This window comes from uncultured Tateyamaria sp. (genome assembly GCF_947504105.1).
Classification (GTDB): Bacteria; Pseudomonadota; Alphaproteobacteria; order Rhodobacterales; family Rhodobacteraceae; genus Tateyamaria.
Genome location: NZ_CANNGP010000046.1, coordinates 1 through 26,915, shown reverse-complemented (window position 1 = coordinate 26,915; position 26,915 = coordinate 1). Strand labels below are relative to the sequence as shown.

Annotated in this window: 26 protein-coding genes; 16 read left to right on the top strand and 10 right to left on the bottom strand. The window is 55.5% G+C overall.

Annotated features, from left to right (window positions below):
* The first annotated feature begins 352 nt into the window (after nucleotides 1-352).
* Nucleotides 353-574, top strand: a complete 222-nt coding sequence (locus Q1A75_RS20005) for a helix-turn-helix transcriptional regulator (RefSeq protein ID WP_299592751.1) — start codon at nucleotides 353-355, stop codon at nucleotides 572-574.
* 64 nt (nucleotides 575-638) lie between these two features.
* Here Q1A75_RS20005 and Q1A75_RS20000 read toward each other — a convergent pair whose 3' ends face one another.
* From Q1A75_RS20000 to Q1A75_RS19980, 5 genes are all read right to left on the bottom strand, one after another.
* On the bottom strand, nucleotides 639-1,124 hold the full coding sequence (locus Q1A75_RS20000) for a GFA family protein (protein ID WP_299555690.1): 486 nt from the start codon (nucleotides 1,122-1,124) through the stop codon (nucleotides 639-641).
* Nucleotides 1,121-1,588 carry an SRPBCC family protein gene (locus Q1A75_RS19995; protein ID WP_299555692.1) on the bottom strand — a complete coding sequence of 156 codons (468 nt, stop codon included), beginning with the start codon at nucleotides 1,586-1,588 and terminating at the stop codon, nucleotides 1,121-1,123. The genes Q1A75_RS20000 and Q1A75_RS19995 overlap by 4 nt, the downstream gene beginning before the upstream one ends.
* Nucleotides 1,585-1,926 (bottom strand): metalloregulator ArsR/SmtB family transcription factor, encoded by a 342-nt coding sequence (locus tag Q1A75_RS19990; protein WP_299555694.1) that lies wholly within the window; start codon nucleotides 1,924-1,926, stop codon nucleotides 1,585-1,587. The genes Q1A75_RS19995 and Q1A75_RS19990 overlap by 4 nt, the downstream gene beginning before the upstream one ends.
* Before the next feature lie 177 nt (nucleotides 1,927-2,103).
* Nucleotides 2,104-2,427 (bottom strand): DUF736 domain-containing protein, encoded by a 324-nt coding sequence (locus Q1A75_RS19985; RefSeq protein WP_299555696.1) that lies wholly within the window; start codon nucleotides 2,425-2,427, stop codon nucleotides 2,104-2,106.
* A gap of 592 nt (nucleotides 2,428-3,019) precedes the next feature.
* Nucleotides 3,020-3,460 (bottom strand): hypothetical protein, encoded by a 441-nt coding sequence (locus Q1A75_RS19980; RefSeq protein WP_299555698.1) that lies wholly within the window; start codon nucleotides 3,458-3,460, stop codon nucleotides 3,020-3,022.
* A 253-nt stretch (nucleotides 3,461-3,713) separates the two neighbouring features.
* Between Q1A75_RS19980 and Q1A75_RS19975 the strand changes: the two genes are divergently transcribed.
* From Q1A75_RS19975 to Q1A75_RS19960, 4 genes are all read left to right on the top strand, one after another.
* Nucleotides 3,714-4,046, top strand: a complete 333-nt coding sequence (locus Q1A75_RS19975) for a metalloregulator ArsR/SmtB family transcription factor (protein ID WP_299555700.1) — start codon at nucleotides 3,714-3,716, stop codon at nucleotides 4,044-4,046.
* The gene (locus tag Q1A75_RS19970; RefSeq protein WP_299555702.1) at nucleotides 4,043-4,513 is read left to right on the top strand and encodes an SRPBCC family protein; all 471 of its coding nucleotides are present in this window, start codon (nucleotides 4,043-4,045) and stop codon (nucleotides 4,511-4,513) included. Before Q1A75_RS19975 ends, Q1A75_RS19970 begins: the two co-directional genes overlap by 4 nt.
* Nucleotides 4,514-4,522: 9 nt before the next feature.
* Nucleotides 4,523-5,215 (top strand): DNA alkylation repair protein, encoded by a 693-nt coding sequence (locus Q1A75_RS19965; RefSeq protein WP_299555704.1) that lies wholly within the window; start codon nucleotides 4,523-4,525, stop codon nucleotides 5,213-5,215.
* 93 nt (nucleotides 5,216-5,308) lie between these two features.
* Nucleotides 5,309-6,175, top strand: coding sequence for an NmrA family NAD(P)-binding protein (locus Q1A75_RS19960; protein WP_299555706.1), 867 nt, complete (start codon nucleotides 5,309-5,311; stop codon nucleotides 6,173-6,175).
* 113 nt (nucleotides 6,176-6,288) lie between these two features.
* On the opposite strand, the gene Q1A75_RS19955 is transcribed toward Q1A75_RS19960, so the two are convergent.
* The gene (locus tag Q1A75_RS19955) at nucleotides 6,289-7,230 is read right to left on the bottom strand and encodes a DUF2493 domain-containing protein (protein ID WP_299555708.1); all 942 of its coding nucleotides are present in this window, start codon (nucleotides 7,228-7,230) and stop codon (nucleotides 6,289-6,291) included.
* A gap of 157 nt (nucleotides 7,231-7,387) precedes the next feature.
* Here Q1A75_RS19955 and Q1A75_RS19950 point away from each other — a divergent pair, with 157 nt between their 5' ends.
* Nucleotides 7,388-7,510, top strand: a complete 123-nt coding sequence (locus tag Q1A75_RS19950) for a hypothetical protein (protein WP_299555710.1) — start codon at nucleotides 7,388-7,390, stop codon at nucleotides 7,508-7,510.
* A gap of 19 nt (nucleotides 7,511-7,529) precedes the next feature.
* Here the strand turns inward: Q1A75_RS19950 and Q1A75_RS19945 are convergent, their stop codons facing one another.
* The 3 genes from Q1A75_RS19945 to Q1A75_RS19935 all read right to left on the bottom strand — a co-directional run bounded on the left by Q1A75_RS19945 (nucleotide 7,530) and on the right by Q1A75_RS19935 (nucleotide 11,808).
* Nucleotides 7,530-8,612 (bottom strand): toprim domain-containing protein, encoded by a 1,083-nt coding sequence (locus Q1A75_RS19945; RefSeq protein WP_299555712.1) that lies wholly within the window; start codon nucleotides 8,610-8,612, stop codon nucleotides 7,530-7,532.
* A 62-nt stretch (nucleotides 8,613-8,674) separates the two neighbouring features.
* Nucleotides 8,675-10,750, bottom strand: coding sequence for a ParB/RepB/Spo0J family partition protein (locus Q1A75_RS19940; protein WP_299555714.1), 2,076 nt, complete (start codon nucleotides 10,748-10,750; stop codon nucleotides 8,675-8,677).
* Between the two features lie 95 nt (nucleotides 10,751-10,845).
* On the bottom strand, nucleotides 10,846-11,808 hold the full coding sequence (locus Q1A75_RS19935; protein WP_299555716.1) for a zincin-like metallopeptidase domain-containing protein: 963 nt from the start codon (nucleotides 11,806-11,808) through the stop codon (nucleotides 10,846-10,848).
* A 276-nt stretch (nucleotides 11,809-12,084) separates the two neighbouring features.
* On the opposite strand from Q1A75_RS19935, the gene Q1A75_RS19930 reads away from it, so the two are divergent.
* The 10 genes from Q1A75_RS19930 (at nucleotide 12,085) to Q1A75_RS19885 (ending at nucleotide 26,281) form a co-directional block, all read left to right on the top strand.
* Nucleotides 12,085-13,929, top strand: coding sequence for a type II toxin-antitoxin system HipA family toxin (locus Q1A75_RS19930; RefSeq protein WP_299555718.1), 1,845 nt, complete (start codon nucleotides 12,085-12,087; stop codon nucleotides 13,927-13,929).
* 177 nt (nucleotides 13,930-14,106) lie between these two features.
* Complete coding sequence (locus tag Q1A75_RS19925) at nucleotides 14,107-14,646, top strand: hypothetical protein (RefSeq protein WP_299555720.1); 540 nt, start codon at nucleotides 14,107-14,109, stop codon at nucleotides 14,644-14,646.
* 542 nt (nucleotides 14,647-15,188) lie between these two features.
* Nucleotides 15,189-18,974 (top strand): DNA methyltransferase, encoded by a 3,786-nt coding sequence (locus tag Q1A75_RS19920; RefSeq protein WP_299555722.1) that lies wholly within the window; start codon nucleotides 15,189-15,191, stop codon nucleotides 18,972-18,974.
* A gap of 85 nt (nucleotides 18,975-19,059) precedes the next feature.
* Nucleotides 19,060-19,890: a helix-turn-helix domain-containing protein gene (locus Q1A75_RS19915; protein WP_299555724.1), complete on the top strand. Its 831-nt coding sequence runs from the start codon at nucleotides 19,060-19,062 to the stop codon at nucleotides 19,888-19,890.
* Nucleotides 19,887-22,052: a DEAD/DEAH box helicase family protein gene (locus Q1A75_RS19910; RefSeq protein ID WP_299555726.1), complete on the top strand. Its 2,166-nt coding sequence runs from the start codon at nucleotides 19,887-19,889 to the stop codon at nucleotides 22,050-22,052. Before Q1A75_RS19915 ends, Q1A75_RS19910 begins: the two co-directional genes overlap by 4 nt.
* A complete protein-coding gene (locus Q1A75_RS19905) occupies nucleotides 22,045-22,242 on the top strand; it encodes a hypothetical protein (protein WP_299555728.1) in 198 nt (65 codons plus the stop codon). The genes Q1A75_RS19910 and Q1A75_RS19905 overlap by 8 nt, the downstream gene beginning before the upstream one ends.
* Nucleotides 22,242-24,197 carry an AAA family ATPase gene (locus Q1A75_RS19900; RefSeq protein WP_299555730.1) on the top strand — a complete coding sequence of 652 codons (1,956 nt, stop codon included), beginning with the start codon at nucleotides 22,242-22,244 and terminating at the stop codon, nucleotides 24,195-24,197. Before Q1A75_RS19905 ends, Q1A75_RS19900 begins: the two co-directional genes overlap by 1 nt.
* A gap of 9 nt (nucleotides 24,198-24,206) precedes the next feature.
* A complete protein-coding gene (locus Q1A75_RS19895) occupies nucleotides 24,207-24,599 on the top strand; it encodes a hypothetical protein (protein ID WP_299555732.1) in 393 nt (130 codons plus the stop codon).
* 61 nt (nucleotides 24,600-24,660) lie between these two features.
* The gene (locus tag Q1A75_RS19890; protein WP_299555734.1) at nucleotides 24,661-25,623 is read left to right on the top strand and encodes a hypothetical protein; all 963 of its coding nucleotides are present in this window, start codon (nucleotides 24,661-24,663) and stop codon (nucleotides 25,621-25,623) included.
* A 178-nt stretch (nucleotides 25,624-25,801) separates the two neighbouring features.
* A complete protein-coding gene (locus tag Q1A75_RS19885) occupies nucleotides 25,802-26,281 on the top strand; it encodes a hypothetical protein (protein WP_299555736.1) in 480 nt (159 codons plus the stop codon).
* 276 nt (nucleotides 26,282-26,557) lie between these two features.
* Here the strand turns inward: Q1A75_RS19885 and Q1A75_RS19880 are convergent.
* Nucleotides 26,558-26,915, bottom strand: a 358-nt coding sequence (locus Q1A75_RS19880) for a LysR substrate-binding domain-containing protein (RefSeq protein WP_299640989.1), incomplete at its 5' end; no start/stop codon positions are given.

Below are 26,915 nucleotides of genomic sequence, written 5' to 3'. Positions count from 1 at the left end.
TCTCAAACAACGCGAAAGGATCAAACGGAAGACACTCGAAGCGCGGCGCTTGCATCACCGCCAGCACGCCGCATAATTAAACCAATCAGATGAGCCAAACTCTCTCTTAGTTTAGACCGCCATTGGCCCCAAAAACCATGACGACGGACATTGTAGCGCCTCCAGCCTCAACTGAGACCATATCGGTTTTGAGGTTTCCGAGAAGTAGCAGTGATGGCATCAGGCGATGTGCGGGCGGCATCGGCGTGACGGCGTGATCCGAACCACATGTCATCGGTATTTCCTGCCAGCAAAACATAAATACATACTATAGTTGATAAACTTATAGTATGTAAACTGCGACCAGTTTGCGATGGATATGCGCAAACTTGTAGGTCGGAACTTTTCCCGCCTGCGTCGGGAAAAGGGTCTGACGCAGGAGCAGGTCGAAGAGCGCTCGGGCTTTAGCCAGCAGTATCTCAGTAGCCTTGAAAGAGGGCGCCGCAATCCGACGGTTATAACGCTCTATGAATTGGCTGTGGCCCTGGAGGTCAGTCATTTAGACTTGGTGATGCCAGATGAGGAGGATGGCTAGGCGATCTCACAGTCGTCAACAACGCGGACAAAATTGTTGTTCATCTATTCACGTTGAAGGCCAGCTATGTAGGCCAGTCATCGGTGTCGTTGTCGGGATGTTGGCGCGATGTCCGCCGCGCGAGTGCGGTGCCCTCTGGATCGTCCTCTTCGCTTGATCCGAAGTTCGGCAAGTCAACGAGCTGCGCAGTCTGTGGTAGCTTGCCTTCGATCCCTAACTCAAAGGCAAGAGCGATGTCGGATGGATCGTCAAATGCACCGATCGAGATCGAGATCCGTTCGCTTTCCTCGTTATGATAGAAGAGTGGCGTGCCGCAATCACCGCAAAACCCGCGCGCGATTCCTTCCGAGCTGTAGAACTTCGATGGTTGCCCACGTGTCCAGGTCAGACCACTGACCAAGACGCCAACGCGCGCACCGAAGAGGTTTCCAGCCGCCTTCTGGCACATGCGACAATGGCAGACATGCGGATTGTCGCTGAGTGCCGCGGCGCGGAACCTGACCGAACCGCATTGGCATCCACCCGATTTTGCCAATTGAAGATCTGTCACTTGAGTGAGTTGGCGTATTCTTCGAGCTGCGTCGCTACTGTACCCCAGCCGTCGTAGAACCCCATGTCTTCGTGGCTCTGACGCGCTTCGGGTGAGCGATGCCGTGCGGTCGCTGTGTATTTGGTGCCGCCATTGCCGTCGTCCTCAAATTCAATGATTGCTGTCATAAAGGGATCGGCCGCAGGCTTCCAGCCTTCGCTATAGGTGTCGGTGAAGACGAGGCGCTTGCCGTCCTCGACTTCCAGATAGACCCCTTCGTTTTCCATCAGGTTGCCCTCGACATTCATCGTCGTGTTGAACTTGCCGCCGACACGCAGGTCGATCTCGCATTTCTCAATCCCGTGTGGCTTGGGGACGAAGAAATTCTTGATGTGCTCGGGCGTAGTCCAGCACTCCCATAAGACAGATCGGGGTGCGTTGAGCGTGCGGGTGAACGTGAGGTCGGTTTTGGGATCGAGAGTCATTTGTTCTTCTCCTTCATAAGGTTGGTGATGTAATCGTCAAATTGGTCGAGCCGTTCTTCCCAGATTACGCTTTGCTCTGTCAGCCAGTTCTTCGCGGGCGAGAAGGCATCCGGTGCCAGTTGGCAGACACGGGTCCGTCCTTTCTTCTCGGATGTGATCAATCCGGCTGCTTCCAGCTTCTTCAGATGTTCCATGAAAGAGGGCAGCGCCATGCTGTGGGGTTCCGCCAATTCACCTGCGGTCGCCTCACTACGCGCAAGGCGCTCGAGGATCATTCTCCGCGTCGGATCGCCGAGGGCCGAGAAGCACAGATCAAGGGTCGAATCAAACTTAGACATATCCCTAAGTAACAAGGCTCGGTCAGCTTTGTCAAATTATTTAGGAAAATCCCTAAGTATTGCAAAAGCCGTCATTTGCTGCACTGCACGAACGGGGAGGTATGGGGGCTCGGATCTGACATTCCGTGATAGCAGGGCCCCACCTGGAAATCTCAGTTGGGGCCCTGCAAGAGGCGTTCAGTCGCCGTTACGGCGATTGGGGCGACTCCAGATGAGGCTGAAGCCTTCGCCATCTTCCTCGTCGAAGAGGTTGGCATAGATCGGAGCGGTGAAGCTGGGGTCGTCCAGTTTGAGGCCGAGATACCCGCGACCCTCGTTGGAGGTCTTTGACCAGGCGGCGCCGATTTCGGCGCGGCCCACCAGTACGCGGTGGCTGGGTGCATTCTCGCTGGCCTGGCTGGTTTCGGGAACGATGCGGACGTTCTTGGCCTGTACGTTAAGGGTGACGATTTCGCCGGTATATTCGTTGCCGGACTTCTTGAAGGTGCCGATGGTTGCCATTGTAGTTCTCCTTGATCAGATGTTTCCGAGCCCGCACCATTGCGGCCTCGATGGAGATCGACAGGTCGAAGGCGACCGACGGCTCACCCGTCAGGGTCTAGCGTCAGTGCCGGACGGAGGCGGGAGACTTTCTTGATTTCGCGAGGAATGGCGGCGCAGCCGGCAGGGGAAGAAAGTGGACCGGCACCGTTGAGCCATAGGCGGTCGAGGCGAAGCCGGCTTTCGGCCAGATCAGTCCATTGAAGAGGCCGTTTGGAGCGGTCGCCCCCCAACTCTGATGATCAATGGAGAACCTGGAAACCCGGTGACGCCGCGAAAGTCCGACCCTAATACGGTGGCATCGCAATTGTCGCCCATGTCAGGCAATGATCGTCTTTGCGTCAGCTAACGAGCCAAGCCAGCATAGATACTGCTCCAATGTGCCATGACGGCTTGCACTTTCGGTTGCTGTACAAAGGCCTGCACATAAACCGGGTCCCGCCTCGGTCGATTCTGGACGTCCATCCAACCTCTACGCCTTCGATGACCAGCCTGGGTATTTGGAAGATCAAAACATCGGACCCACTCTTTTCCCGTTCTGGCCATCCTGCGGCTACGATCCGCGCAAATGCTCCATACCCGATTCCGATGGGGCCGTACCTGCCATACGAGCGAGCGCCGCAATGCCGATGGCGATTGCGCCGACAATCGAGACGGCCATTTGCCAGTTATCAGACGGCATAAGGTGCTTCGCGAGGCCATGTGTGGCGGCGTAACCGGCCACCGCCGCCGGTCCGACGAACAGGGCTGCGACAACCAATCGGATCCACGGCGGTCGTGCGAAGCTGAAAACGAGTTGTCCAATGATGAAGATCGCACCGGCGGCAACGGCTCCGATGACAATGGCGCCAATCGGGTCAGCTCCGCTGCCATGCACCCATATGCCCACCGTAACACCAATGAGCAAAGGCAATGCATAGATGGCGAGCGAGAAGACCAGCCAACACAAGAGGCCGATCGTGGTGATGAGGAGCAAAATGTTGAACGCGATCATGGTGGATGTCTCCGTGCAAAAACGATGAACGGTTGCGCCTGCCACCACCACCTCGGCGCTCAATCAGCATAGCAGAAATGCTGCGCTCCTGACAGTTCGATGACGGGGAGCTGGGCACAATTGGCCAAAGAATGCTGGCGATCGCGAAGATTGCGCCGCAACCAAGGCTAGTGGCTGTCACGCATAAAGGGAAATGGGGAAAGAACAATATCCGATATTGACTATATAGCTAAATAGTTATATTAATACAGCCATGTCATCACTCGATCATGTCTTTCATGCGCTGTCTGACCCGACCCGCCGGGCGCTGCTGGCCCGTCTTGTCGAGGGGGAGGCGACTGTCGCCGAACTTTTGCAGCCTTTTGAGATATCCCAGCCGTCGATTTCGCGACATTTGAAGGTGCTCGAAGATGCCGGGCTCATTTCGACACGCATTTCTGGCAATGCCCGACCGCGTCGTATCGAACCGGCCGCGTTTGAAGCGATTTCCGACTGGCTTGAGCAGTACCGCATGATCTGGTCGGAGAATTATGCGCGGCTTGATGACGTTCTGGAAACCATGAAGACAAAGGAGCCGAAGACATGAGACCCCTCGCGATGACCACTCCCACGGAGACGACGATTGTAATTACACGCAGCTTCGATGCACCGAAATCGCTTGTCTGGCGTGCACATACTGATCCCGAATTGGTCAAGCGTTGGCTGACAGGGCCTTCTGGTCATACCATGCCGGAATGCGAAATCGATCTGCGTGTGGGTGGCGCCTATCGCTATGTTTGGGAATGGGCAGACGGCCGTATGGTTGCCACCGGCACCTTCCGCGAGATTGAGAGCGAAGAGCGCCTTCTCCTGACCGAAGTCTTCGACATCTTTCCCGACAATGAGACACTCGTCGAGCAGGTTTTCTCCGAGCAAGATGGTCAATCAACTGTGGTGATGAGCCTGCACTATGACAGCAAGGAGACACGTGACGGTGTGTTGCAAAGTCCGATGGATGAAGGACTTGAAGCAAGTTATCGCAGTCTCGACGCACTGGTTGCCAAAGTTCCGTAGAGGCCATCGATGTCGCAAGTTACGGATCTGATTGCCGCTTTGGAAGAGAAGGTGGAGCCTGCGAAGATTGAGGATGTTGCACGCTTCTTCAAGGGCGGTGATGCCGAAACGCGGATCATGGGCGTTCCCATGCCCAAGGTCTTTCCGGTCGCAAAGCAGTTTACCGATCTGGGTTTGGTGGATGTCGAAACGCTGCTCGACGATGCACGCTACGAGGTTCGTATGGCTGCGGTCTCCGTGATGGATTTTCAAGCCCGGCGGAAAAGGCTGTCGGACGCGCATCGGAAAGCCCTCTTTGATCTCTACCTGCGGCGGCACGACCGGATCAACAACTGGGATTTGGTTGACCGTGCAGCACCTCATGTCGTTGGCACATATCTGGTCGACAAGGATAGATCGATCCTCAAAGCACTGGCACGCTCAAATGATCCGCATGAACGGCGAACAGCGATTGTGAGCACTTTTGCCTTCATCCGGCGCGGTGAAGTGGAGGACACGTTTCGCATCGCGGATATGCTGGCCGGTGACGGCGACGATTACGTGCAAAAGGCCGTTGCGTCCTGGACGCGCGAAGCAGGTAAAAGAGACGCCGAGGCCTTGATTGCGTTTCTGGAACGCAACAAGAAGCACTTGCCGCGCTCCACGATCACAGCGGCTTCCAAGCTGCTTCCGGACAGCGTCCGAAAAGCACTGCGGTCTTGACGCTGTACATTGTGCCGGAAAAAATCTCCTGACAGGTTCTGGTAGACCGATCTGCTATACTTCCTTCAAAGCGTCGTTTTTTGGAGGCTGGTCTTGCACATTATTCTCGGAGGAACTGGTCAGGTTGGCTCTGCCACGGCCCGCGCGCTGCTCGATCTGGGGGAAACGGTCACCGTGGTCACCCGCAAAGAGCAGCATGGTGAAGCGCTAAAGTGCCGTGGCGCGCATATCGCCGTTGTTGATATTCGTGATGTTGAGGCATTGCGCGATGTCTTTCGCGGCGGGCAACGGGCTTTCTTGCTTAATCCGCCCGCTGATCCATCCGGCGATACGGATGCCGAGGAACGGGCGAATGTCGCTGCCATAATGGAGGCGTTGGACAGCTCGGGACTGGACAAAGTCGTGGCCCAATCAACCTATGGCGCTCGACCGGGTGACCGCTGTGGTGACCTGACGGTGCTGCACGCGTTTGAACATTTGCTTGCGAACCAACCTATCCCAGCGGCGATCAATCGCGGCGCTTACTACATGAGTAACTGGACCGGGATGCGCGACATGGTGCGCGAGTCCGGCACTCTCCCGAGCTTTTTTCCGGCCGATCTCAGCTTGCCAATGGTGTCCCCTGATGACCTTGGGCGGGTGGCTGCCCGTCGCCTGATGGAGCCTGTCAGCGAAACCGGAACGCTCCACATCGAGGGACCGAACCGGTATACGCCGAACGACGTGGCTAAAGCCTTTTCTGATGTCTTGGATCGTCCCGTCACAGTTCAGGAAATTCCGCGTGACGAACTGGAACAAACCTTCCGCCAGTTCGGCTTTTCCGAGGAAGCGGCGGCATCCTATGCCTGTATGACCAGGGCCGTGATCAACGGAGAGACGGATACCGCCGAGGCACCCTTGCACGGTGAAACATCCTTACGTGACTACATACAATCCAGCATCAGCCGTTCAGATCAATGAGACCCGCGACCATGGGTGGCGTAGCCACCGCCTGTCGACGCGGATGTCATATGCGTTTGACGGTCAGGCGACCGCCGCCGCAAGCCAAAGAAGCGGCGACATTCGGGCAGCGCTCACGCGCCACCCGTCTTGCGGAAATCATAGGCCTTGATGCCGAGCTTTCGCGCCTTGTCCGCGAAATTGTCCTGAATGCCGGTGCCGGGGAAGAGGATGACGCCGATCGGCAGGACATCGAGGATTTCGTCATTGCGCTTAAACGGTGCGGCCTTGGCATGCCGTGTCCAATCCGGTTTGAAAGCGACCTGCGGCACTTTGCGTGTTTCGGCCCATTTGGCAGCAATCAGTTCGGCGCCCTTAGGTGATCCGCCATGTAACAGCACCATATCGGTATGTTTGGCATGGACTTTGTCGAGCGTCTCCCAGATCAGGTGATGATCGTTGAAGTCCATGCCGCCGGTCAGCGCGATCCTTGTACCTGTTGGCAGATGCACTTCAATGTCCGCGCGTTTTTTCGCGGCGAGGAAATCCCGGCTGTCGATCATCGCCGACGTGAGGTTGCGATGGTTGATCCGGGATCCGGATCGCGGTGACCAGGGCGTGCCAGTCAGGCGGAGATAATGCTCGGCGGCTGTGTCGCGGAAGACCTCCATGGCGTCACGGCGTTCAAGAAGAGACTGGCCAGTGGCGATCAGATGTTCGAGCTGCACGGCCTGAACCTCGGACCCGTCCTGGTCACGCTGTCCGCGATTCTGCGCCTGTTCGTTGTCGTCGAGCTTGCGTTCGATCCGGCTCACGGCGCGGTGGAACATGTTGACTGCCGACCAGAGCAGTTCGTCGAGGTCGGTATCGAGGCTGGTGTCGGCCATGGTGGCCACCAGGGCATCGAAGATATCGGCGATGGCACCTGCGATCATATGGTCTTCGGGGACACCGCGCGGATCGGGCGCGTTTTCCGAATGCCGGTAGCCGTACAGGTGCAGCTCGCTACAGATCGTGTCGGTGGGGGATGCGCTGTGATGGGGCTCGTCATCCGTGTCGTGTGGATTGGTGAACATGGGAAGCTCCTTCGTCAGGTGGCCGCGACCGCCGCGGCCTTCATGGCGACGCAAGACGGCGGGCGGGACGGCCCTGCACCCAAAGCAAAGCGTCGGGCCGCAGCGCAGCGGAGGATGGTGGAGACCGGTTCTTTTGGGTCGCGATGGAACGGCGGGCATGCCCGCCACCGGAAAAGAACTGGGCGTAGCCATTGCCGGTCCGTCCCGTTTGCCGTTCTGTCGCCCTCTGAAGAAGGCCGAGGTCGCGGCTCTTGCCGATGATGGTGCGTGCGTCCCATGACCGGTCCCGACAGGATCGATCAGACCTGTTCCGCCTTCCTCCCGGACATCCCAGCGTGACAGATGAAACGGTGGACATCATGCGGGGCGATCTGAACCCGAACAGCTTGGCACAAGGCATCGCTCCCAAGACCGCGCAGATCCTCGTTGAAGTCTCCACGTTGTGGCGACAGTGTGATCGCCTCGAGCCCCGCCGCATGCGCCCGGTTGATCAACGTCTTCGTTGCACCATCCCCGGCGGGATCGTCATCGCGGGCGACATAGAGCCGGCGCAAGGATGGCGGAAACAGGATGGCGGCAAGATGGGCGGCGGACAGCGCTGCGACCATCGGCATGTACGGCAGGACCATTTTCAGCGATAGCATGGTCTCGATGCCTTCCCCTGCCGCCATGATATCCTGCTGGGTTCCGAAGCGGACGGCGTTTCCGAGCAGATCGCCCATGGCGCGGCGCGGCGTGTTGATTGGGGCTTTGCCGAGATTGGTTTCTGAAGAGCCGCTTGGATCAAGATATGTACGATGCGCGCCGGTGACCGCGCCGTTCAGATCAGTGACGGCGGCAATAAGCACGGGCCATGTCTCGGTCTCGGAATATGGGTCGGGCCGATAATAACAGCGCGGATGAAAGCTCAGGTTTCCGGTGTTCCGCAACGCCGTAATGCCGCGGTTGTGCAGGTAGGTTTCTGCCAAAGTGCCCGCGATGGGGTGTGACATAGCAAAGAGCCGCCGTGCCGCTTCTGGCGAGCCAACACGTGCTGCTGATGGTCGCGGCTTCGATTGGGAACGCGTCTCCGGGGGTGGTAAACACAGAAACCGCCGCGCCTCTGCGGCAACATCGGTGAAATCGACCAGCCCGCACCTCTCGCGGATGATATCGAGCAGGTCCCCATATTCGCCAGTGGCCGCATCGGTCCATTTGCCCGCCACACCCTTGCTGGCATCGGATCCGTCCAGACGGACATACATCGAGCGACCCGGCGTATTGCGGACATCACCAATGATCCAATAGCGGCCTTCACGGCGTCCGTTTGAAAGATAGTGCCGACAGACGGCTTCGGCATTGCGGGCCAGCGCATCCGTCAGTTCCGATAGTGATCGTGCCATGCCGATGCCTCCATAGAAAAAAGGCCCACCTTGCGGCGGGCCCAGTTGGGGGAGTGGTTTGATCATTCCGCTGCGGTGAGCTGCTCGTCCTGCCCCGCATCTTCATTGTCGGCGGGGTCGATCCTTACGTCCATGGCCGTTTCGCCGTCATTTGCCGCCGGTGGCACGTCGACAAGATCGCTACCATCTTCGATCTGCTGTTCCGGTGTGCGGAGCGGCTCCGGCAGCCAGCCGGTATCAGCGAGCAATTCTTCGGCATTTGCGACCATCATGTCTTTCTTGAGAGGCTTCAGATCTGATGCAATCTTGTCACCCTTCGCCTCGGCCACAGCCGCGGCAATGCGCGCCTTGGTGACGCGTCCGAGATAAGCATCCGCAGTTGGTTTCCAGCCCGCTGCGATCATGTCGAGCTCAAGCGCGACCGCCAACCGATCGGCATCGGCAATGGCGCGTGGTCTGCGGTTATAGGCGTCCACGGTCGCATTGACTGTCAGAGCGACACAATGGGCGAAAAGCGTCTGACATGTCGCGTCATCCAGGGTGCCGAGGTAGTCCCACAATTGTTCGGGATCATTCGGCAACTTGTCTGAAAAGCCCTCTTGCCGCGCATCAAGGGCGATCGCATAGGGTGTGTCGCCAAGGCCCGGTGCCTGCGATCCGAAATAGACGCATTTCGCCGTCAGTTCGAGGCAGCTGTCCTGCGCGTAGCTGTAGAACTGGTCCAATACGAGCTTATGAAGGCAGGCTAGGAACGCCGTGTCGAAGGACCCACCAAGCGTAAGACGCAATGCCACCGTGCGATGCGCGGTGAGTTCGGTGACAAGCCGGTCCGGGATGGATGTCAGGCTTTCGTCCTCGTCCGGTTCGCTTGCGGGATCGACGGATTGTGCCCCATCATCCTCTGTCTGATCGGTTTCAGGCGTCTCCGTCTCATCTGCCGCAGACGCGACGGGTAATTCATCCTCTGGTCGCATATATCCGCGTGCCACATGCAGGTGACCGCTAGGGCTGACGCTGACATAGGCCCCGGCGCGCGACACCTCGTCTGCATCATAGACCAACGGACGATCATCCATCGCGTCAATTGCGGTCTCAATCTCGCCCAAGCGCTCATCAACGTCATCGGGCAGGTCCGGCGCATCGGCGTAGTCGGCTTCTAACTTGTCGAGTTCCGCTTGCAACGCATCGCGGCTGGCTTCCTGCTCCTCGGTCAGCGGTTCCTGTTCGCCGAAGAGACGGCGAAGCCCATAGGTGTGCCCATAGGGGAAATCGAGACCGACTTCGATCCACTTCCAGCCTTCCGACCGGATCGCTTCGGTTTGCTCGTTGAGCTTCTCGGTGACAAGCATGTCGACCAGAGCCACATCCTCAAGCCAGCCACCATCATCGCTTTCGAACAGATCGCGCATCACCGCGCCACCCGCCTCGATGTAAGCCTCAATACCTATGAATTGCGCCCGCTTGTCCGACGCGCGCACCGCATCCTCGGTCAGCATGCGCCGGATCTGATAGGGTTGCGCGGTATAGGCGTCCTTGATCGCCTCCCAGACCTGGGCCTGCCGCGCATGATCGGGATTAACCGTGAACGCCATCAACTGGTCCAGCGTCAGCGCGTCATCCGCATAGGCCTCAAGCAGGGTCTCGCTGACAGCCGCAAGCCGTAGCCGCTGTTTCACGACATTCACAGACACGAAGAACGCGGCTGCGATTTCTTCCTCGCACAGGCCTTTCTCACGCATCACTTGAAACGCGCGGAACTGATCGAGTGGATGCAGTGGGGCCCGCTGCACGTTCTCAGCCAGGCTGTCTTCCTCGGCGAGACCTTCGGTGCGGATCACGCAGGGGATGGGTGCGGTCTTGTTCAAACGCTTCTGTTTCACCAACAGTTCGAGTGCGCGATAGCGCCTCCCACCGGCGGGCACTTCATACATGCCGGTTTCCTTGCCATCCTCATCGACAACGGGCCGCACGGTCAGGCTCTGCAGAAGCGTGCGCCGGGCGATGTCCTCTGCAAGCTGTTCGATCGCAACGCCGGCCTTGATCCGCCGGACGTTGGACTGGGACAGCAGCAGCTTGTTGAAGGGGATGTCGCGCGAGACACTGAGTGCGATTTTCGACTTGGGTTTTGCATTGGTCATGGGTTTTCTCCGCGACGGGCGGCCGGGAGCCTCTCTCTCGACCTCCAACCCGTCACGAAAACCCCCTCACTCCTCTTCCTCTCTGTGGCGCTGCATCACACCGCATTCCGGTTGGGCTTGATCGCCGCCAAAGTATCTGGCGGCACACCGTCTGGCAGAAATCCAAGCAGATAGTCGGCTGCCTTGCTGGCCTTGGAGGCGGCGCGCACGATGGCGCGATTGTCCTCTTTTAAAACCTTGAGCCAGGATCCGATATAGTCGGCGTGCCGCACGGTCGGCACGATCCCAAGTGAGGCACAGCAGAAGGCGGCGTTCATCTCGGCGACCAATTCTTCGAAGGCGTATTTCTTGGATCCAAACGACCCGGATAGGTCGCGATCCAGTCGATGCGGCGACCCGCTGGCATGCCCAAGCTCATGCAGCGCTGTCCGGTGCCAATTGATTGGGTCGAAATAGGCCTGCGGTAGTGGTACCTGCACATAGTCATGGAGCGGTGCATAGAAGGCGCGATTGCCACCAATGCGAAAGTCGATGCCGGTTGCCGCGATCAAAGCCTCGACCCTGGGTGCGATCAGACCGGGCGGGGGTGGCGGCGCTGCGACCGCAACATCCTCCGGCAGGTTCTCGCATTGCGCGGCATTGAACACAGTGAAGCGCTTCAGGAACGGAATTGCCTGCGGATCATCGCCAGTTTCCCGCGCGCGTTTCTTTTCATCATTTGGAATGAAGCGATCCGCATAGACGACGGTGGTGCCATGTTCACCCTTGCGGACATTGCCGCCCAGCGACAACGCCTGACGAAAGGTGAGCCAACTCTGGCCGGGAAAGCCCTTCTCGACGACCGCGCCCCAGAGGATGAGCACGTTGATCCCAGAATAACCGCGACCGGTCGCGGCGTTGTTCGGCATGGCGAGCGGTGCCTTGGCCGCCGCCGTCCCCCAGGGCTGTACCCAGGGCACGTGGCCGGCCTCCAACTCGCCGATGATCTTGGTGGTGATTTCTTCATAGAGGTTGGTCCGGTTCTTGGTGGAACGGGAGCGGAATTTGGATCGGGACATCACGGGGGCACTCCGCGACGGGCACCGGAAGCCTCTCTCCCGGCTTTCAACCCGTCACGATAAACCCGTCTGCACTCTCACTCTGAAAAGGGGGCGTTGCAGAATCTCCCCGCGAGATAAGGCTCGACCGCAAGGTAAGACATTCGAATTCTGTGTGTATTTTCGAATAAAGAATGCACCAAGGAGGGAATTATCACGCATGTGAAATGCGTGATAATTCTTGACGCTAGTTTGATAGTATGGAATTAACGCGCATCTGAAGTGCGAGAAAATGCCATGACCATCTATCTTGTTGGTGAAACCATCGACGCCAAACAGGCGCATCTAGGGGCGCAGGCGGGAGATCTGATCCAGCTTGTGCGCGGGGTTTATGTTGCGCATGACGCGGATGTTGACCGGGCGATCCTTGCACACGCTGTGCGCATAGCACATTATCTCTATCCTGCGGCCTATCTCTCGTCCGCAAGCGCGTTCCTTCTGGCACCAACTGAGGATGGGCGGCTGTTTATCAGCGGCAGGCGAAATCAGCGGACCCGATTGCGCAATGTTGAAATCGTCCAGAACCAGGCGCCCAAACATCCTTCCACCGCACCCGCCATCGTTGGTGACGATCACGGCGAACTGCATCTGCAGGTCTCTTCGCCACGACAACGTTTTCTCGAAGCGTTCCGGCTAAGAAGTGAACACGCAAGTGCGATTACATCAGACATGCGCAGGCAGATGGCGGAGCGACTGATCGAGGAGTATGGCTCTCCAAAGGCAGCAGCTGATGCGGTCTGGGCGCTCGCGAGGGAAAATGGATGGTATCGCGAGGGGGAAGGCGCAGAGCGGTTTCTGTTGGCTGAGCCGAGTACGACAAAACCGCCAGCCAACAAGGCGGCGCTTGATCTGCTGATCGCATGGCATGGCGAGCCAATAGGACAACTGACCCATGATGGCTTCGAGTGGCGGTGGACACCCCAGAAGAGGAAGGGCCCCGTACTCGTGCGCGAAACAACACCGGGCAAACTGCCCGCCTTTGTCGAGTCTCTGCTGCCGGAAGGCTGGCTTGCACAGGTTCTTCATGACCGCGACGAACGGGAGGCCCTGCGGCGCGGCCGACGCTATATGTCCAACATCACCATCGTTGAGAGTCGCGAGGAACTGGCGGAATTACCCGCCGACGTTCTGAACACGCCACTGTCGGCATTCACAGACGCAGGACGGTTTACCGGACAATATGCCGGGCCAGCGCGTGGCGAAATCGAAGAGACGTTCGAGCAAAATCTTGCACGCGTTTTTGCGCGCGCAGAGACACCGCGCCTGTCGGGTGTTCAGATCAAGGCCCCGATGAGCCTCTTGGCTGATGGCGCGCTGGTCCCTGCGATCGATCAATCGTTCACACATATTCTCAAACCGGCAGGGACGGTTGGGTTTGAGACACTGCCGATTGTCGAGTGGTTCTGTCTGGAATTGGGACGTATCGCTGGGTTCGAAGTGCCGGATGCAGCGCTGATCGAGATGCCGGACGGTATGCCGCCAGCACTCGTTGTGGAACGGTTCGACATTCGGCGGGCCCCAGACGACATGCGCCGGTTTGCACTTGAAGACTTCTGCTCGATCCTCGACCTGCCAGCTTCTGCCAAATATGACGGCACCATCGAGCGGATGGCTCGAGGGCTGCGACCGCTATCGACGGATCCCACTGCTGACCTCGACATATTGTTCCGGCGCGCGGTCTTTGCATGGCTCATCGCGGATGGCGACATGCATCTCAAGAACCTCGCCATGTTGAAGATCGCTGATCCTGACGCAAAGACCTTCACCTCCATCCGTTTTGCACCGCTTTATGACGCGGTGACAACGCGGGTTTTCCCGGGCCTTACCACCGACCGCATGACACTCAAGCTCAATGGCAAGGATGACCGGCTGACAATGGCCGACTTTCTGGCACTTGCCCGGACGATCGGTCTGCCAACGGGTAGCGCCGAGGCTGCAGTGAATGCCCTGGCGACAACGCTGTCGGAACACGGGGCGGAGATGGGCTTGCCGGAATTTACTTCACATTTAGAAACTACGACAGCGGTAAGAGGTCAAATCAGCGCTCTTGTGCGCGGTCGGTCTGCCGGTCTCACAGCATAATGATATCTTACGTGAGAAGGTTGGGCGTCTCGGCGGCAGCAGATCTACTGCGAGAGGGGGGTGTGAAGCCGTCTGCTAGAGGCAATCAATACCCAAATGGCGGATACACTGCTACCGATCTGAGAACGCCTGACCTGACTGCCAGATGCTCAAGCATCGCCGCTAAGGAATGACTTCATGTCTACAATTTGCTATTCAACGTTCCCGAGAACCGAGCCGCCTCCAGAATTCGTCGCACAGCTCGTTCAGGTCTTTACAAGCCACGAGGCGTCAATTTCGACTCTCGGGCGCGAAAAGGGACTCACCAGCGACGCTGTGCTCTCAGAATTGCGAAACGATCTCGAGGCGATTGGCTTCGATGTAGAGCAAGGCAAAACGGCTGCAGGCAAGATCAAACGGCCCGTGTTCTTTGGCGAGAATGGAGTGCCAGCCCTGCAGTACGAAGTTGATGCCTTCCATCCAAGCTTGCGCTGCGGCCTAGAAATTGAGGCGGGACGGGCCTGGTTGGGCAATGCCATCTATCGTGATCTGATCCAGGCACTTGTGATGGTTAATCTGGAATACTTGATCCTTGCTGTTCCCAATGGTTATCGCAGGAAAAGTCTCGGTCGCACCGTTGTCAGTAAGGATTACGGAAATGCCTGTGCTGTCGCTGACTCCCTTTATGGGCATAGCAGGTTTCGGATGCCGTATAGCTTGGTCGTTATCGGATACTAAAATGGAATACTCACAAGTCAGTAACTAGCGTGATGAAACCAACGGTTCGAGCGGTCTGCACCGTTAGCTCTAGGGTTTCGAGGACTTCCTACCGAATTCAGAATCCGCCACCAGCCACCGCGATTTGGCTTTCTGCGAATTTGTCCTTAGCAAGTCCTTGGCTGCTCGGCTTCCTTCTTAGCGATCTCATGCAGAATAGCTGGGTTTTGCGTGGAGTATCAGCTTGAAGCCGAGGAAAGTGTGGCAGGCAATCGATAACTTCGAGGGGAGATGAAAACTGGCAAAGACATGTCGATACAGCAGGTGTTGACTCGAGAGGGACGGCCCCAATCGAGAGAGCGTTTCGCCTTGACGCCGTACAGGAATGATTATTTCTTTCAGAAGGTTATAGGAAATTTGGATCACATAGGATATTCAAAAGACTGTTCTACAACGGCCCTTACCAACCGAGCGAGCTTACTAACAGAAGAACGGCAAAAAGCGAGAAATGAGCGTTGACTAATCTTGTCAACACGTTCACTTACCTCAAAAGGGAGATCGCAATGAGTTCAGCTGGTTCACATATTCGGAAACGGCGTGAGGCTATGGGGATCTCTCAAGCAGCATTGGCGACACAGATTGGCGTTGACAAGAGCTTCTTGAGCCTGGTTGAAAACGGGAAGAGAACGCCAACTGAAGAGCACGTTTCTGAGCTTTGCGATATTCTTGGACTGCCTGCTGAACTTTTGCTGTTGCAAGCTGGAAGGCTACCCAAAGATGTGCAGCTCGCGATAGTTGATGACGCGACAGCGGTGGCGGCGGCCGTAAGGCGGTGGTCTGAGAGCAACGCCATTGTTTATCCAACCAAACCTATGAGCGCCCCGCAGTCCAAGCCAAATCGCAGGCGCAGCAACAAATTGTCTTTGGCGGTTCCGCCATTGATCCATGTGAGTAAATCGAGCACGACCTATCGTGCGCATAGTTATCATACAAAAGTTCCTCCTTCCGCAATTGCCCCTTTTATAGAGGCGTTTACCAGACCCGGCGACGTTGTCAGTGATCCGTTTTGCGGATCTGGTATGGCCGGGGTTGCTGCGCTCGACGCAGGGCGCGATGCTTTGCTGTCCGATCTTTCTCCTGCAGCGGTACACATAGCGCGCAACTACACATCTCCATGTGATCCAAAACGCTTCGAAGAAGCGCTTTCACTGGTTGAGAAGGAAGTCAAAGCGACCATGGACTGGCTGTATGTGCCAATCAATAGCCAGGGAGAGCAGGTCGAGTACACCGTCTGGAGCGATGTGTTTATATGCAGTTCTTGCACTCTGCCCGTTAGCTATTGGGATGCTTCGCAGGAAGGTACGAGCAAGTCGCTTAAGTGCCCAAATTGTAATGCTAAACTTGAAAAGAATGCGCTGATTTGGATGGATGAAGTTCCGGTCCGTACACACGTCTCGCAACCTGGACGAAAAATTCGTGCTCATGCACCGACGCCTGCAGAGTTGGCGCTGATCGATGAGATTGAAGGAACGACAGTCCCTTACTGGATTCCTTCAAATTCGTTCGCGGCAGATCGCGAAATGTGGCGCGCCGCGCATTCCGCGATGGGCATTGAGGATGCTGCTGGCTTTTACACGAAGCGCAATCTTCATGCGCTGGCGGCACTTCGACATGCAATCGTAAAAGTATCGGAGAGCCGTGTTCGCGAAGCGTTGTTATTCGCGTTCACAGCTTGCGTGAATCGTGCTTCCAAACGATATCAGTGGAACGCAAAGCGTCCAACAAACGTCATGACTGGGACAATGTACATTTCATCGTTGCGCTACGAATGGAATGTTCTGAGCCTCTTCAAAAGAAAAGCAGCGGATGTATTGCGCTTCTATAACTCCCGTGTCGGGATCAGATCAGAGGCTCAAGTCTTTCAGAGCTCCGCGACGGACCTGGCCTGCATTCCAGATAAAGCAGTCGATCTAGTCTTTATGGACCCACCGTTTGGGTCAAACATCTTTTATGCGGACAGTTCTTTGCTCTGGGATGCCTGGATTGGAGCGCAAACTGACCAAACCAACGAAATCGTGGTGAACCAGCGCCGTCGGCGTGAGGCCGGTGGGAAAGACCTAGAGCTTTATGGCGATCTGATGGCGCAAGCGTTTACGGAATCTGCGCGTGTCATGCGGCGCGGGGGCAAGGGGGTGCTTGCGTTCTCCAACACTAACGATCGTGTATGGAGCGAGGTCCAAGATGCCTTGTCTGATGCGGGTTTAGAAACCGAGAGTGTTCACGTGCTGAATAAGGGGCAACCTTCGATCAAAGGAGTAAAGGGACAGCTAAGGCAGGAACGAGTGACGCGACTGGACCTAATGCTCACACTGTCGCATCGGTCCCGACCGTCCCGCAAACGTGAAGCAGCACCACAGGCGTTCATCGATGCGTCAATCAAGGGCGCCTTGTCCGAAGGGGCACTCGATCCGGACCATGTTTATACAGCTGTCTTGCGAGATGTGCTGAAGGAAGAACTCGCCGCTACAGGGATTACCATTGCTAGTATCGAGAAGCGTCGCGCGGAATTGGAACCCGATGATGACGTGACCGAGATGCAGGACTTTGTGGAAAGCTATCTTTCATCCGAGCCTCTCCCAAAAACCGATGGTAAGCCTGCACCCAAATCATCACCGACAGATCGAATGGTTTCTGGCACCCGAAATACTGCATTTTATAACGCGCACAGCTATCATACCAAAGTGCCTCCAGAAGCAATTTCGCCCTTTATCAAGCACTTTACAAAGCCCGGCGCTGTCGTTTTGGATCCATTTTGCGGCTCTGGCATGACAGGTGTTTCTGCGGCATTATGCGGCAGGCGCGCAATTCTGAATGATCTTTCTCCAGCGGCTGTACATCTGGCCTGGAACCATACTCGCGCCTGTGATGAGGGCGATTTGCAGATCGCCTTTGATCGGATGGCTGCGGAAGTCGAAGAAAATATGGGCAGATACTACGCGACGGTGGATGATCTCGGAGAGCCCGCAGAAATTCGATGGACACTTTGGAGCACACGCCACCGTTGCCCTAAATGCCGCAAGGATTTTTTGCTTTGGGATACGATTGATCAAGATTCAGGGCGCATTAGCAGAGAAACGGAATGCCCTTTGTGTTCATTCAGCGCCGACCGGAGGAAATTTGAAGTTGTAGGCAACGAGCCGGCCGTTGTGGCGTTTAGCCGCCAGGATGGATCGAAGGGTGAACGCGCTGCAACAGAACAAGACTATTCCGATGCAAAAAAACTTTCAGGTGAAGACTGCCAGGCACCCTTTCCTGATGTCGCATTGGAAGCTGATCGAGAGATGCATCGACGTTGCGCTCTGCACCTTCAAGGCATCCGGAGCGTTCGTGATATGTACACAGATCGAAATAGGCTTGCTCTGGCGATCCTATGGCAAGCGATCCAGAAAGAGCCCGATCATCGCATGCGCGCCTGCCTTGCGTTCGCTTTCACCAATACCGCTTGGCATGGAACAAAAATGCGTCGTTTCAATGCGCGTGGCGGACATCGTCCCCTAACGGGCACTCTATATGTTCCGCAACTTTCTGCCGAAGCAAACGTTCTGCAGGTCATGCGCAATAAACTTCGACAACTGAAGTCTTATTATCGAGCATTCCAACCTGCCAATGTCGAAGCTCCGCATGTCATGACTCAAAGTGCCGCCGATTTGTCCGGTATTCCGGATGGCAGCATTGATTACGTCTTCACTGACCCCCCTTTCGGATCAAATATATTCTATGCCGACTGCAATTTGATTTGGGAGTCATGGCTTGGCCGCGTTACAGATCCCAACCTAGAGGCGGTGGTAAACCGTTCTTTACAACCCGCTGATGGAGGAAAGACGCTCGCAGATTACTCAGCACTTATGGAGGCTTCACTTGCGGAAATAGAGCGCGTTCTCAAACCGGGCGGATGGGCGACAATCGTTTTCCACAACACAGACAGCGAAGTCTGGCGCGCATTAAGCGAAGCGGCGGCGGCAGCGGGCTTTGTCTTTCATGAAGCGGCATCTCTGGACCGTAAACAGCAAAGCCACAAAGGGTATAAGGGGCGAGGTGGTTCGGAGAATGTAGCCCATTTTGACGTAGTGATGAATTTACAGAAGCCACTCGATGGTACTGCTGAGCGACCTAGAGACAACCAGAAGATGGATGTGGGCGCATTGGTTGAGGACGCCACATCAATTCCAGGTGTAATAGACCGAGGCGTTCAGGGTGTTCACGCGGAAATCATGCGCAGATTGATGTCTGAAGGTCGCACAGAATTTCCTGATTTTCAGCAGGTCCGGCAAGCGTACTCCCAATCTTAGGTTGACTCATGACCTTTAAAAGCTGAGGTTCAGCTTTTAAAGCTGCTTTGTCTGCGGTTAGTGATTCTTTTGCGAAAGGTCGGGTTTGGACGATATTCTGACGATTGAAGACGTGGCGAAACGGCTCAAGTTTGACGAGAAAACTGTCCTCTCAATGCTGCAGGACGGCGAACTACCGGGATTCAAGCTACGCTCAGAATGGCGTTTGAAACGGGATCATTTCGAGCGATGGGTTTCAGGTGTTGCTACCGGCAAAGACCCGGTGGAGTTGGTGATTGAGATAACGCAAGGGGCTCAAAGGAAGAAGAAATCGAAACCTCACGCATCCGAGCGGGCGAGAGAACAAGGTGAAGAGGCACAGAAAGGCCAATCTGTAACACCGCTTACGACCAGAGTATCTCAACCAGAACTTCACAGGAGATTCTTGAAGGCACTCGGGGATAAGGCGAAGTCTCACTCTGAAATTGAACGTAAACCGCTTGAAGTTAACCTTTCTGCACCTTTGCCATCACGCATCAGAGTATATTTGTTCAACGTGACAAGGCCCCCGGGTGGAAGACCGCTAGGGGAGCACAAAGTTCAATTAATAATACCTGGTCAAAAACGCGGTGAACGCGCTAATTTTGATCAATCAGACGGTCGCATTGTGCTGCTCGCCGGATATGCAGCCGAGGAAGACGTCTTCGTTCTTTGGGATGCTGGCCTGTATGCGGATTTCGCTTGGTCAAGAAACGTTCAGGTCAAGGCGGCCACACTTATTGAGGCATCTGCAGGACGCGTGGCCGAGCAGGGGCGCAGGCTCCGGCCAACAGATGGTGAAGCAGTCACTGAAACCTTACTAGCCTGCCCACCGCGACGTCTGTGTGATGCTCTCCAGCGGCGCGTCGAGATCACCCGCCGCAGGATGGCGCAATGACGGTTTCTGGCCGGTTGAGGGACTTCGAGTTCAAGCGAGCATATCATAAACCTGCAGACGACATCGCTGTCGAATTTTACCTTCCCGCCATAGGCGCGTCAGTGACATACGACCGAGCAGTCGGTTTTTTCTCAAGTACTATTTTTCTCTTGGCCTGGCCAAGTTTGAAGGATTTTGTGGCCGGGGGCGGCAAAATGCGCCTCATCTGCTCCCCAGTGCTTTCAGAAAGAGATCATTCCGCGCTTCGTGATGGTTACTCACAGCGTGCAGAACTCGATGCAGGACGAGAGATAGCCCGGTCGTTTGAAGATTTGCTGGCAACGGAGGGGCTTATCAAGCCCGCCGTGGTTTTAGCCTCACTCGTTGCTGCAGGTGTCATAGACTGTCGGATTGCGTGGGTTGGCGATGAAGCTGGGGGCAGACCCAAACGACTTTTCCATGACAAAGTGGGCATACTGACTGATCGGTTTGATGACCGCGTCGCCTTTAAAGGGTCAATGAATGAGACTTGGCCTGGGCTCGCGCAGGACGGAAATCTTGAGTCAGTCGACGTTTTTGCAAATTGGCGCGATGATGGCGAGGAACAACGTGTTGCTGACGAGGCTGGGTACTTTCAAAAAGTATGGAATGACGAGTGGCCAGGCGTCACTGTGCGCGCCTTGCCAGATGTTGCTCGCGAAGCGATTACATCTGCAGCCGATGCCGCGCGATGGCCAGACTTTGTAGATGAAATATGCTTCGAGCTAGAAGAGGCGGCACGATGGTCAGCTGAAGCTGGGGTGCCTGGCGGTCGTTCGCCACGACCCCATCAGGTCAATGCACTGGACGCATGGGAAAAGCGTGGTCGACGCGGTATTTTCAAACATGCGACAGGGTCAGGGAAAACCTTTACGGCGCTTTGCGCAATCAAAGACAGCCTGTGTCGTTCCGAAATTCCCATCATATTGGTCCCTAGCGAATTGCTCTTGAAGCAATGGGGTGATGAATTGCGTGAAACGTTTGAGCATGCAGATTTGCAGCTAATGATCTGTGGAGGCGGCCATAGACATTGGGCGCAAGGGTCGAGCTTGCGTATCTGGAGCCGGAAGGGCGATGGAAAGCGCGTAATACTGGCGACCATCCAGACTGCATCAAGTGAACGGTTCCGAGGACTCATTAGTGGCGGGCCTCACCTTTTTATGGTGGCGGATGAAGTGCATAGGTTAGGTGCGCCGGCTGCTCGCGAACTTCTTTCACTCGAGACGGGACCGCGGCTTGGCCTGAGTGCCACGCCCGAGCGTGCCGGAGACCCGGAGGGAACAGCAGCAATCAATACGTATTTCGAGGGTATCGTTCCGCCGCCGTTTACGCTCGAGGATGCCATTAAAGCAAAGGCCCTTACGCCTTATGCCTATAATGCCCACACAGTTTCTCTGACGGTTTCAGAGCGCACTGCTTGGAATAAATTGTCTGAAGACATCCGGCGCTTGTTTGCGAGGACAATGGCAGCTGGCGATGATGGAGAAACATCACTTTCCGGACGCCTTAAGCGATTGCTGATTCAGCGCGCAAAAATTGTTAAGCGCGCTGAAGGGAAAATCGCCTTGGCCGCTGAGATCGTCGCTGGATGTTATAGGCCCAATGAACGTTGGATCGTCTACTGCGATGATCAAGATCAGCTCGCGCGCGTCAAACACGCCATGTCATCAGCGGGGATCGAAGACAGTTATGAATACCACAGCGCCATGGTTGGAGATCGTGCACGCACACTTGATATTTTTAGCGAGAGGGGAGGCGTATTGGTCTCTATCCGGTGCCTCGACGAGGGGGTGGATATACCATCGGTGAGCCACGCACTTATTCTTGCGTCTTCCAAGAACCCTAGAGAGTTCATACAGCGGCGGGGTCGAGTTCTTCGAAAGGCGACGGGCAAAGCGCTTGCACATATTCACGATGTGATCGTCGCACCTGAGGTGGAGGATGACGATCATGGTGGTGGATCGATCTTGAAAGGCGAACTGGCAAGGGCCATCGAGTTTGGTCGGCATGCGATCAACCCGGGCGCGGTCGCGGACCTTAACCGCATTGCTGCGGCAGCAGGTCTGGATTGGACTTCACTGACGGAGAATGGATTTGAAACAGACGACGAAGACGAGGACGATTTGGAGATAGTGAATGTCTGATGATGCACGTGATAACCGCGACGCTACTGTAGCGGATACAATCGAAAGAATACGGGCGGAGAAGTTTGCCGATGTGGATCGTGATCTGGTTCTCGAGGTTCTTCGCTTCCACGCCGATGGCGTTGTAGTTGACCATGTTGATCGACAGATCGACGAGGCAATTGCTCGGCGCATCAAGGGATCTGACTGATGCTTCGGATTAAATCACTCACCATGCAAGACTTTGGCGCGTTCAAAGGGGAGCAGAAATTTGAACTTCCAAAAGAGGAGGGAGTCACGGTCTTTTATGGCGAAAACATGCGAGGCAAGACAACACTATTAAACGCGTTTCGCTTCGCACTATTTGGCAAGATCATTGGCCGGGGGCGGCGCTCTGTTTCATTCCACGATATGATCAATTGGGAGGCGCGGGCGGACGGCGTACGGAGCTTTGAGGTACGATTGGCCCTCAGCCATGCCGGAGCAGAATACAGGCTTACAAGGACCTGTAAGCCAAAGAGTGGGCATGACGCGCCTACAGGTCATGAAGACTATGTCGCGGACTACTATCTTGAACGTGGGGGGCACATATTACCGCCGCAACAGGCAGCACTGGAAATAGAGCGCATATTGCCCGAACAAATTGCGCGGTTCTTTCTATTCGACGGCGAACTGCTGCAAGAGTATGAAGATCTGCTCTACAGCGACACTGATATGGGTCCAAAGATCAGTCAGGCCATCGAACGTATCCTCGGTCTGCCAACACTGACAAAATCGCGCGACACCTTAAAAGCCGCACTCGACCGTGCAGAAACACGCGTCGCATTGGCAGCGCAGGGTGATCAAAAAACACGTGAGTACGGCAATCAGCTGCAAAATCTCGTTGAAGAACGCACTGTGTTGACGGGCGACCTCTTCCGGCATGAGAAAGACCTAGAAGACCTCCGTGCCAGAAAAGTTGCCATTGAAGACGACATGCGGCGCAAGCAAAGGATGGCGACGCTGCTGGAGAAACGTGACCGGCTCACTGATGAGGTTTCTGAGCTCCAAACAGAGATCACTAAGAAGCAAGAGGCAATTACAGCAGCAATGTCGCCGGCGTGGGCCGCCATCATCGTGGATAAGCTTAAGCTGACGCTAGCGAGACATCTGGAACGGGAGGTCGAATTGCAAAGCGCCGCTACGCGAGCGCAAGTTTTGCACAGCCTTTCGAAGGGCCATGACCCGGAATGCCCCACCTGCCTACAGACCGTTCTTAAAGATGCGCAAACCAAGATTCGTGCCCATCTTCCTGATGTCGATGCGGGGACAGAGGATGATCGAAACCGAGAACTCGCAGGTGTACGGCGACAGATAGATGCTATCAACGCCCAACTCGAAACTACTAATCCGCAGGCCCTTCGTTTGTTGTGGTCTGATTTCGAAGCTCATCGGCGCAGCATATATTCCAAGCGCGGTGAGATTGAAGAAATTAAGAAGAAACTGACTGGTAGCTCAGAAGGCGAAATTAAAGGTCTTCAAAGAGAGTACGAGTCGAACGTTCGCCAAACTGCAGCGCTTGAGAATGGTATTGCTGAGACCAATGGAAAGCTAATCGAGAACGCAGGTTATCGCGAGAGGTTGCAGAAGCGTTTGGACAAGCTTGCGGGAGGTGAGATGGATGTTGAACGACGTAGACGCGATCTGGCAAGCACGCTCCATGACATGTTCAACCAAAGTGTTGGTGTTTACAGAGAACAGCTTCGCCGCCGAATTGAGGCCGATGCCAGCAGCTATTTCAAAAGGCTGACCACCGAGGAGGACTATGCAGGCCTAAGAATTAATGACACCTACGGGCTTACCATCATACACCGCGACGGAAGCGACATACCAATGCGATCAGCTGGTGCAGAGCATGTGGTGGCACTCTCTCTCGTTGCGGCGCTTCAGAATAACGCTCAGTTGCGTGGCCCTATCGTAGTTGATTCTCCATTTGGTCGGTTGGACGGAGGTCACAGAGCCCGCATTGTAGAAACACTCCCCGAAATGGCCGACCAGATCATTTTGCTTGTCTATGAAGAGGAATTGCCGCCAGCGCGCGCGCGCGAAGCTTTGAAAGGACGCCTGAAATCAGAATGGACTCTTGAGCGGAAATCGGCACGTCACACTGAACTAGCACAGAGATAGGAGGCAGACATGGTCATCGAGAAAACAGCAGACAAGAGAACTATCGGCATTACGTCCGGGAACGAGAGTGTTCTTGCAGCACTCGTAGAAGAAGGTCTGTTCGCTTCCGAAATTGATGCAGCGAAATTTGCTCTGGCCCATGCAATTGATTTGGAGATTTCGCGCGGCACCACAGAAGGGGCGGGCACAAAATGGAATGTTGGCAGCGTCGATAGCGATGGGACGATGAAGGCCATTATTCAGGCCTTGTATCCAGGGGAAGCGCAGCCGTATCGCTTGATTGAGCATCTCATGAATGAGGGATTGGGCCGACTGAAATCCGAAGAAGGCTTGCCCCCCGATGTTGCAGGCATCCTGTTTAAGGACAACTTAGAAGGAGTAGCCCAAGATTCCTCGTCTTAGTAAGAGCACTCTTATTTCCAAAGCCACCTGCGCCATAGAGGCAGGTGGCTGGTCAGTAGAGATGCTGACCGAAGGAAATACCCATCCCGCCAGGTTCATCATGAGTCGAGATGGCGTAAACCATGTCGTGAAGCTCTATGTTTGGAACCTTTCACATGGCGGCAAAAGCAGATCGCAAGACGAATACCGCATTCAGGTCACCGGTATCGAGGCGTTCGAGCCGGAACAAAACGGGCGAACTCTTCTGCTTGGCTGGAGCGAAGACTTCAAAGTATTTGCCGGTTTCGATGTTCAGCGCCGACTTGGCACGTTGGGAGCATCTCCGTCGATTCAAATCACGGCAAAAACGCTGAAGACAGGCCTTGAGAACGGCGCTTCATTGCAAGACAAAACGAAGGATGAGTTTGCAGCAGCGCTTCAACCGGAACGGCTCGGTCGCTACGTTCAGCATTTGAGTGCGGCTCATAGAGGTGATTTGGATCCAGTCTTGGCGCCGGAAGGAAATCCTGCGTCGGATCCACTTGCTTCCGAAATAACTCGCATTGGCTCTGAGGCGGAAGGCTTTGATCTTACGTCTGACCGAGCGGCCGATCTTCGTGCAGAGATTCTTGCTGGTGTGGCAGATCTGTTGGCTGGTTTCGATCTTGATGGGCAGCGCGCTCCTGCACAAATCGGCCACAATAGGCCACCAGGTCCGGTCGAAGACCCGGAAGACGTTCTCACAGAAGTCGAGGCGGCTGCTAGGACTATCAAAGAAGAGCTTGAGACCGATGAGCCGGATGTGCGGCAAGTCGCGGAATCTGGATCATTTCTTGCTTGGATGGGCAGGATGCTGTTCGTAATGAAGAAAGAAGTTGGGCACATCGTTGATAAGGGAAAGGATATTGCTCGAGAGCATGCTGTGAAAGCTATCGTTGGCACGGCTGGAACAACTGCCGTGGTTAACACAGGCGAAATCATTGATATGCTGCGGCGTGTCGGAGTAGCGATTTTACAATGGCTCCAACAAATCTCGATATTTTGATCCAAAGATAGCAACAATTCACGATTATCGAACTTACCTATTAGTCCTCTGCTGTACCGCTGGTCGGGTGATCCAATTTCACCTGAATGTCTGATAAGGTCCGTTCATTGCCTGCTGCTGCTAAAGAGCGCATCCTTGACCGCACGAACACCGTAAAACCGAGTATTGGAATATAGATTTGGACCGTAATCACCTCGATGAGGCAGTGAGAACATGCCTGCAAGAACTGTACGATCAAGATGGCCAGATCTTGACTCAAGACATCGGTGAGCGTGCAATATGTGGGCGACTGGCTATGCTGATGGGCCCAAAGTTTCTGCGATACAACGTGGATATTGAGTACAATCGCAAGGGGCCCGGCCTAGAGCCGAAGGACATCGAGATGCCAGATGAGAACGGTGTTTTGACGACCAGTCGAGTTTTTCCTGATATCATAGTGCATGAAAGTGGGCACAATCTTCGCAACCTTTTGGTTGTTGAAGTGAAGAAGTCTACCAATGCCATCGGGGATGAGCATGATCACGCTAAGCTGCAGGCGCTGTGTTGGCAGTTGCGATACCAAAACGGTCTGTTCTTACGTTTGTCGACAGGACCTGAAGCCGACTTAGGGCAGGTTCAACACCAATGGTTTGAAGGGCCTGTGATTGATGAGCTTTGAACGGCAGTTCATGCGAAGCTGCAGTACAGCGAAACGACTATGACGAATGTCGACTGTGGGCCGGATGTTGGTTTCGGAGTTGCTATCTCGACTCCTATGCGCCCGCGCAAAACAGCAAGTTGAGATGACTGCGAGCCCCCGCAACCATCTCAACTTGCGATGCAAGGTCACGAACGTCGGCAGCACTCACTGGACGACCGTCATGCGTTCGCAAGTTCTGATTTGAGCGCCCTCCCGCAACCAAAAACGCCGTCCTCCGGGGCGGCGTTTCCCGCTTCAAACACCTTTGCCGAACTGTACGCTGCTCTCGCTTTCAACGCCGCGCCCGGCAGCATGCCGCACAATATCTGCCACTTCCTTCAATACTTGTGCCATCGGATTTGTTGCACGCCAAGCTAGGCCGATAGATCGCTTTGGTGCTGGAGCGTCAAAGCGGTTGATGCACACAGCGGCGGAGCGTGTCTCGACCTCGATTGCCATCTCGGGGATCAGTGTCACCCCGATGCCAGCGCCAACCATCTGAACCAGTGTTCCAAGCGAAGTGCCGTCCAATCCACCGTAAGCGTTGCGCTGACCCCACCTTCCTGATGCTTGCCTGATCTGCGAGTCCGTTGCCGAGAGTAGTTTGGCAATG

What these genes read in the sequence shown, in the direction of transcription:
- Q1A75_RS20005 (WP_299592751.1), top strand. Translation starts at nt 353, where the DNA reads ATGGATATGCGCAAACTTGTAGGTCGGAACTTTTCCCGCCTGCGTCGG.
- Q1A75_RS19995 (WP_299555692.1), bottom strand. Translation starts at nt 1,588, where the DNA reads ATGACTCTCGATCCCAAAACCGACCTCACGTTCACCCGCACGCTCAAC.
- Q1A75_RS19990 (WP_299555694.1), bottom strand. Translation starts at nt 1,926, where the DNA reads ATGTCTAAGTTTGATTCGACCCTTGATCTGTGCTTCTCGGCCCTCGGC.
- Q1A75_RS19985 (WP_299555696.1), bottom strand. Translation starts at nt 2,427, where the DNA reads ATGGCAACCATCGGCACCTTCAAGAAGTCCGGCAACGAATATACCGGC.
- Q1A75_RS19980 (WP_299555698.1), bottom strand. Translation starts at nt 3,460, where the DNA reads ATGATCGCGTTCAACATTTTGCTCCTCATCACCACGATCGGCCTCTTG.
- Q1A75_RS19975 (WP_299555700.1), top strand. Translation starts at nt 3,714, where the DNA reads ATGTCATCACTCGATCATGTCTTTCATGCGCTGTCTGACCCGACCCGC.
- Q1A75_RS19970 (WP_299555702.1), top strand. Translation starts at nt 4,043, where the DNA reads ATGAGACCCCTCGCGATGACCACTCCCACGGAGACGACGATTGTAATT.
- Q1A75_RS19965 (WP_299555704.1), top strand. Translation starts at nt 4,523, where the DNA reads ATGTCGCAAGTTACGGATCTGATTGCCGCTTTGGAAGAGAAGGTGGAG.
- Q1A75_RS19955 (WP_299555708.1), bottom strand. Translation starts at nt 7,230, where the DNA reads ATGTTCACCAATCCACACGACACGGATGACGAGCCCCATCACAGCGCA.
- Q1A75_RS19950 (WP_299555710.1), top strand. Translation starts at nt 7,388, where the DNA reads ATGCCCGCCACCGGAAAAGAACTGGGCGTAGCCATTGCCGGTCCGTCC.
- Q1A75_RS19945 (WP_299555712.1), bottom strand. Translation starts at nt 8,612, where the DNA reads ATGGCACGATCACTATCGGAACTGACGGATGCGCTGGCCCGCAATGCC.
- Q1A75_RS19940 (WP_299555714.1), bottom strand. Translation starts at nt 10,750, where the DNA reads ATGACCAATGCAAAACCCAAGTCGAAAATCGCACTCAGTGTCTCGCGC.
- Q1A75_RS19935 (WP_299555716.1), bottom strand. Translation starts at nt 11,808, where the DNA reads ATGTCCCGATCCAAATTCCGCTCCCGTTCCACCAAGAACCGGACCAAC.
- Q1A75_RS19930 (WP_299555718.1), top strand. Translation starts at nt 12,085, where the DNA reads ATGACCATCTATCTTGTTGGTGAAACCATCGACGCCAAACAGGCGCAT.
- Q1A75_RS19925 (WP_299555720.1), top strand. Translation starts at nt 14,107, where the DNA reads ATGTCTACAATTTGCTATTCAACGTTCCCGAGAACCGAGCCGCCTCCA.
- Q1A75_RS19920 (WP_299555722.1), top strand. Translation starts at nt 15,189, where the DNA reads ATGAGTTCAGCTGGTTCACATATTCGGAAACGGCGTGAGGCTATGGGG.
- Q1A75_RS19910 (WP_299555726.1), top strand. Translation starts at nt 19,887, where the DNA reads ATGACGGTTTCTGGCCGGTTGAGGGACTTCGAGTTCAAGCGAGCATAT.
- Q1A75_RS19905 (WP_299555728.1), top strand. Translation starts at nt 22,045, where the DNA reads ATGTCTGATGATGCACGTGATAACCGCGACGCTACTGTAGCGGATACA.
- Q1A75_RS19900 (WP_299555730.1), top strand. Translation starts at nt 22,242, where the DNA reads ATGCTTCGGATTAAATCACTCACCATGCAAGACTTTGGCGCGTTCAAA.
- Q1A75_RS19895 (WP_299555732.1), top strand. Translation starts at nt 24,207, where the DNA reads ATGGTCATCGAGAAAACAGCAGACAAGAGAACTATCGGCATTACGTCC.
- Q1A75_RS19890 (WP_299555734.1), top strand. Translation starts at nt 24,661, where the DNA reads ATGCTGACCGAAGGAAATACCCATCCCGCCAGGTTCATCATGAGTCGA.